Genomic DNA, 6396 nt, shown 5'->3' with positions numbered 1-6396 from the left:
TGTCCGCCGTCAGCACTCCTGAGACAGATTGAGGGTCTTCACGAACGGAGGATGGCTGGTTCATCGTAGCCCAGGAGCGAAGATGAAACAGACGTCCGGGCCGGCGCGGAAGCCGGCAGAAGCCGTGATCAAGGACATCCGCCGCGCCACGCGCCGGCAGTTCTCGGCGGAGGAGAAGATCCGCATCGTGCTGGAGGGCCTGCGCGGTGAGGACAGCATCGCCGAGCTGTGTCGGCGTGAGGGCATCGCCAGCTCGATGTACTACGGCTGGTCCAAGGAGTTCTTGGAGGCCGGCAAGAAGCGGCTGGCCGGCGACTCGGCCCGTGCCGCGACCGCCGACGAGGTCAAGGACCTGCGTTGCGAGGCGGGTGCGCTGAAGGAGGTCGTGGCCGATCTCGTCGTGGAAAACCGCCTGCTGAAAAAAAGTATGACTGGGGTTGGGGGCGACGAGGCATGAGGTACCCGGCCTCTGAGAAGCTGGAGATCATCCGGCTGGTTGAGCAATCCCACCTGCCGGTGCGCGCCACCCTGGACAAGCTCGGCGTCACCCGGGCGACGTTCTATCGGTGGTACGACGCTTTCCAGCGTGGCGGCCTCGAGGCATTGGCGGATCGCCCGTCCCGACCCAGCCGGGTCTGGAACCGGTTGCCCGCCGAGGTTCGCGATCAGATCGTCGCCCTCGCGCTGGAGCAGCCGGAGCTCAGCCCACGCGAGTTGGCGGTGCGCTTCACCGACGAGCGGCGCTACTTCGTATCGGAGGCAACCGTCTACCGTCTGCTCAAAGCTCAGGACCTGATCACCAGCCCGGCCTACATCGTGATCAAAGCCGCCAACGAGTTCCGCGACAAGCCCACCGCGCCAAACCAACTCTGGCAGACGGACTCCACCTACCTGAAGGTGGTGGGCTGGGGCTGGTACTACCTGTCGACCGTGCTGGACGACTTCTCGCGCTACATCGTGGCGTGGAAGCTGTGCACGACGATGCAGGTCGGCGACGTCACCGCCACGCTCGACCTTGCGCTAGCGGCCGCCGGGCTCGACCACGTGCAGGTGGTGCATCGGCCACGGCTGCTCACCGACAACGGTTCAAGCTACGTCGCGGGTGATCTGGCCGACTGGCTCGGCAGCCGGGGTATGACCCACATCCGCGGTGCGCCCCGCCATCCGCAGACGCAGGGCAAGATCGAGCGCTGGCACCAGACGCTCAAAAACCGCCTCCTGCTCGAACACGCCTACCTGCCCGGCGAACTGGAGGCGCGGGTTGCCGCCTTTGTCGAGCACTACAACCACGCTCGGGCTCACGAGAGCCTGGGCAACCTCACCCCTGCCGACGTCTACTTCCGCCGCGGCGAGACAATCTTGTGTGAACGGGCGCGGATCAAACGCCAGACCCTCATGGACCGCCGCTTGCGCCATCATGCGCAGGCTGCCTAACTTCTCACCCAGATGGACCAGAACCTCCGTTCCTGAGCATCGCAAACCGTCTCAAATCATCTGACGACGGACAGTGCGGAAATGGGCGGAATCGCTCACGCCTGCCGAAAATTAGAGCACAACAAAGTTGCAGAATAGATCCAAAGATCATCTACTTATTAATGAGACAAGTGTCTCCGCAACTCGGTCAATGTCTGATTCCGTCAAGCTTAAAGCGCTCGGGAGATTAATGCCCGTTGCCGATATATCTTGTGCAACTCTGTTGCGGGTCCTAGCCACCGCCGCCTCATCTGTGTGGTAGTAAGCTGGAATTAGGGACAGCGGGTTAAAAAACGGTCTAACATCGACGCCGCGTTCCCTGAGCAATGATACAAGTCTCCCTTTCTCGATGCCGCAAGATGGATCTAAAATGGCAGTCGACATCCAGTAACTGTTGTATACTTCCTTATGGTCAGGGTTGAGTGATATTCGCGGATCTTTATCAAGACGCTCTTTATACCATCCAAAAATCGCCCTTTTCATCGATACGAGTTCTGGAAGCCGTTGTAACTGGGCCGATCCAAGCGCCGCCTGAAGTGGAGACATCTTATACTTGTACGCGACCATGTCATTGTTGAACATGACGTCGCCCGGAGCTCTGCCGTGATCTCGGAGCTTCATTATTTTATCGTAGAAAGACTTGTCGTCACAAACCAGCATTCCCCCTTCTCCGGTGGTCATCGTTTTCGACCCGTGAAATGAAAATGCCGAACATAAACCAAAAGATCCAGCTGGTCTATTCCCGTAAGTCGATCCGACTGCCTCGGCCGCATCTTCTATCAAGAAAATATTATTGCGTTCCGCAATCTCGGTGATCGCATCCCACTCTGCCATATGCCCGTACAAATTTACAATCACCGCCGCCTTTGTATTTTTAGTAATGCATTCACTGAAGGAATCCGGTGACATGCACCATGTTTGGCGACTAATGTCGGCAAACACCGGAGTCGCTCCTACGTAACTGATGGGCGCAGAACTTGCTATCCATGTGCAATCTGGCACTATGACCTCGTCTCCGGGGCCGATGTCTAGGGCCGCTAATGCAAGATGAAGTCCCGCGGTGCAGGAAGGCAACGATATAGCATACTGCCGCTTGGTGTGGGATGCAAACTCAGACTCAAATCGGCCAATATGCTCGAAAGCATTGTCGTACCAGCCGTTTTTTGCGGCATCCATTATGAATCCAATTTCTAGGTCAGTGATGGATGGGCCGGCAATTGGAATTCGCCGCGTTGACATAATACACTCCTACGATTCACAGGGTACTGAAAGGTCTTCTGCTACCAAGGTTGGGTTATTCTGGTTCGCAATGTTGCGCGAGCGCTGGTCACCATCCACTGCCCTCGTTCGGGTTCAGCGGCGATGCACCGAAAGTAACCAGCCAGTGCTCCGCACTGGCTGGTTTATCTCCAGAGCGCTTCCCCGAGAGAAAGGCTCCCTCCGCACTTGCGTTTACAAGACCGCGCAAGCCATCGAATAGGATTGACGGAACCCAGCTCTCCTAATGAGAAGGCCACCTATCCAGCTATGGCCCGCCTACACTAAAGGGTCGGCTCTTGGAGACCACCCAATCACACTTGCGCGCGATCCTACATTGCCGCGGTAACTGAACTGATGTGCCGCAAGGGGCGGGTATATTAACGCCATTTAACATTATGATCGAAGATCTTCGATGCATTGTAGGTACCCGCCCGGGCCAACGGAAATCTGCAGTTTGTTATCAATCTCAAAGACAGGTGCAAATCGGGTGTTTTCTTTTAGGAATTCCTCGACTGCGGGAGCAGGGCCCGATCCAGGACCCCAAGGCTTATTTGCCGAAAATTCTTCATCCATATAGTCAATAATCGTATCGAGTACAATGAGATATGATCCCTTTGCGACATACTTCTCATAGGCCCGAAGCTCGCACAAAACGTGATCTCGAGTATGATTGCTATCCAGTATGACAACGGATTTTTGATCTTTGTTCACCAGCGTGCGGACTTGATCCTGCACCTCCGCTGAGCAGGAGTTGCCTTCGATCAATGTAATATTCTTTGACATCGGGTGCTCCGTGATCGCGCGGCGGTTATGCTCCCTAATGTCAATATCAATCCCAATTACTCGCCTGCCGGGTCCTAACAGCTCAAGCATTGACGAAAGGAATATTAACGAACCTCCGTGCGCTACTCCGGTCTCGATCACAACGTCGGGCTTTACGTTCCAAATAATTTCCTGGATTGCGATGATATCCTGCGGGAACTGAATGATTGGCCTTCCCATCCATGAAAAATGGTAAGAGTAGTTATGGCGCGATGCGCGCCTAAACCACTCTCTGGAAAGTCGGGTCATCTCTGGATCACTGCCGAGGGCTTCGATTTTTCGGCGGTTTTGTTCGGCAAATTCACGCTCGGCATTCATTTGCTGTGCTTTCTTTGGATGAGGATCTGAACTTCATAAGTTTCATCGCCGTCGCGGAAATACGCCCCTGGGTACGGCGGATAACTGCGTGCGCGCACAATATTAAAAAGATCTCTGGCCGTATAATTTCTTTCCAGTTCAATATGACTCACTGTATCTAACTCTCTCCGCCTGTGAAAACTTCCAACGGATATTTGTTGTGTCTGATGAGGTATATCTAGACGAAGCATCTGGGCGATATTATCCTTAAATAACTGAACCATGGCTTCTTGGGCTCGGAGATGCAGTGACATACCGGTGTCGGTCCAGTCAACCGCGAGTTTTTTCTGATATGCAATATCGCCTGCGTCTATGTCGGCAGTTACATGATGAATCGATACGCCGAAGGGTCTCATCTCAACGAGGGCCCAAAAATTGGGATCTTTACCTCTGCAATGCGGCAGGTAGCTTGGATGCATATTCAAAATTGCTGAGCGAGCAGTGCTGATCGTGCTCGGCTGAAGTATTGTTGGCCACCAAGCAAGGAAGATCAATTCGGGGCCTATGGAGTTTATTTTGGCATTGAGTTCATCCGTCGACATGCGGTCCCATACGAAAACGGGGACATTGAGTGGGCGGTTGTACTTATGCCATTGCTCTTGCGAGAGAGCATTATGAAAAACGACGCCACACAAAGATTCTGAATGGTGATCTGCAACATATGCGAGGGCTTCAAACCCGACTGTTGCACCCACAAACATTAGGAGTATGCTGCGGCCAGGTTCGGACACGTCGAGTTTTCCTCTTCTTGCATATCGGTGCCTTCGCCGTCGTGCGCTTCTAATTGACCGCTAACTGGGCGCTTTGAACAATGTGGGCGAGAGGTACAGCTCGCTTGAGCCGCTCCTGATCTATTACATTCACCGTCTTGGTAGCGCCTCAGCGTCATCTCAGTTTCGCTTGCGCGATGAAGCTGTCGCACACTCAACCCGATGCTGACAGATATGGTGCCCTGTATGGCGTTTTCCGGATAATGAACAAGGGAACTGATGTATAGAGGAATGAGTTTGCGCCTCTCCGTGACTCTGCCCGCCACAATTAAGCTCGCAAAGTTTTATCTAGAGTATGTGCGAGGCCGCTCTCGAGGTCGTAGTAGGGATAAAATCCGACCTCCTCGCGCAAGCGAGTGACATCGGCCTCGATGCTGACTGGTTCGGTCTGCTCAATCTGGCGGCCGCCAAAATCGATCAACTCGGGCCGGCCGGTCAATCTACCGATCCGCTCCAAAATAGTACTGACTGGCACAGCCTCGCCCGAGCCGATATTGACGGGCCCTTCAATTGCTGAGTCGACTAGAGCTGCGAACGCACTGGCTGCGTCAGCGACGTGGCTGAAGTCCCGGCGTTGGTGACCCCGGCTAGTGCTGAAGCGCTCGCCCGCAAGCAGCGCCCGGATCGCGCTACTCACCAGCCGGCCCGGCTTCTCCCCCGGTCCGTAGAGGAAAAACAGCCGTCCCCACGCGAATGACAGCCCGGTTTCGGATGCGTATGCTGCCAAGACTCGCCGCGTTGCGTCTTTTGCCGCCCCGTATAGGGTCGTTGGAGCACAGAGCCCATATTCGATTAGGGGCTCGGAGCCCCAGGCGTACTCAGCGCAAGTACCCGCCACTACCGCCCGCGCACCGCCGGTCTCCCGGAAGGTGCGAACTAACGCAAGGCTCGCTGCCAACCAGTCAAGATTGGCCGGCGAGCGCCAATACCGACCCGGCTCGGCATACCAAGCGAGATGCAGCAGGTGGCTAGCCCCAATTGCCCCCACGGCGCTGCGCGCCGCATCCGCATCCAGTAAATCCACCGGGTGGAAGGTGACTTGCGCCGACGGCGGTCGACGGCCAAGCGCGTGGACCTCGAAGCCGCGAGCGACGAGCGCCGGGACCACATGGGCGCCCACGAACCCGGTGCCGCCTGTGAGAACGACGCGCCGTACGCTGGAAGTCACGCGACTGTTTCCGCGTCGGCCCAAGCTGGGAAGGCTAGGTCGCGCTCCGAGATCACCGTCACCGGCTCCGGCCAGACGATGTCGAGTGCTGGGTCGTCCCAGCGCAGGCCCTGTGCGGCCTCGGCGACGTAAGTGCGGTCGATCATGTAGAGCACCTCCGTCTCATCCTGCAGTGTTTGGAAGCCGTGCGCAAACCCGACCGGTATATAGAGAGCTGCCCGGTTCCTGGCCGACAGCTCCACGCCTATCGATTGCAGATAGGTGGGCGAGTTCCGGCGGAGGTCGACAATTACATCGTGGATCGCCCCCATCGTGCAGCGCACAAGCTTGGTCTCGGCGTGCGGCGCGATCGCGTAGTGCATCCCCCGCGTTGTGCCGCGCCTCAGGTTGAACGAGACGCTCGACTGCCGGAAGCGGCCCACCAGCCCGCGCGTTGCCAGTGTGTCTTCGCAAACTGTCCGGGCGAAAAAGCCGCGCTCGTCCGTGTGTGGGCTCAGGCTGATCCGGTAGGCTCCTGCGAGCGGCAGCTCCTCAAGGGTCACGTGG

6 protein-coding genes are annotated in these 6396 nt (G+C 56.7%); 1 reads left to right on the top strand and 5 read right to left on the bottom strand.

All coding sequences use genetic code 11. The features are described 5' to 3' along the window. The first annotated feature begins 82 nt into the window (after positions 1-82). A protein-coding gene (locus tag BLW78_RS28495; protein WP_091683535.1) for an IS3 family transposase occupies positions 83-1434 on the top strand; the annotation gives its coding sequence in 2 pieces (ribosomal slippage) (positions 83-418 and positions 421-1434; 1350 coding nt in all). Between the two features lie 147 nt (positions 1435-1581). Here BLW78_RS28495 and BLW78_RS28490 read toward each other — a convergent pair. From BLW78_RS28490 to rfbC, 5 genes are all read right to left on the bottom strand, one after another. Further along, positions 1582-2712: a DegT/DnrJ/EryC1/StrS family aminotransferase gene (locus BLW78_RS28490; protein ID WP_091683533.1), complete on the bottom strand. Its 1131-nt coding sequence runs from the start codon at positions 2710-2712 to the stop codon at positions 1582-1584. A 414-nt stretch (positions 2713-3126) separates the two neighbouring features. Further along, entirely contained in the window at positions 3127-3873 is a 747-nt protein-coding gene (locus tag BLW78_RS28485; RefSeq protein WP_091683531.1) for a cephalosporin hydroxylase family protein, read from the bottom strand. Continuing rightward, on the bottom strand, positions 3870-4643 hold the full coding sequence (locus BLW78_RS28480; protein WP_139307770.1) for a formyltransferase family protein: 774 nt from the start codon (positions 4641-4643) through the stop codon (positions 3870-3872). The genes BLW78_RS28485 and BLW78_RS28480 overlap by 4 nt, the downstream gene beginning before the upstream one ends. A gap of 307 nt (positions 4644-4950) precedes the next feature. After that, the gene (locus BLW78_RS28475) at positions 4951-5850 is read right to left on the bottom strand and encodes an NAD-dependent epimerase/dehydratase family protein (protein ID WP_091683527.1); all 900 of its coding nucleotides are present in this window, start codon (positions 5848-5850) and stop codon (positions 4951-4953) included. Next, positions 5847-6392 (bottom strand): dTDP-4-dehydrorhamnose 3,5-epimerase, encoded by a 546-nt coding sequence (rfbC, locus tag BLW78_RS28470; RefSeq protein ID WP_091683525.1) that lies wholly within the window; start codon positions 6390-6392, stop codon positions 5847-5849. The genes BLW78_RS28475 and rfbC overlap by 4 nt, the downstream gene beginning before the upstream one ends. Positions 6393-6396: the final 4 nt, after the last annotated feature.

This window comes from Methylobacterium sp. 275MFSha3.1, assembly GCF_900108435.1.
GTDB lineage: Bacteria > Pseudomonadota > Alphaproteobacteria > Rhizobiales > Beijerinckiaceae > Methylobacterium.
Note: the sequence above shows the minus strand (reverse complement) of the source record. Positions and strands in the feature narration are given on the sequence as shown.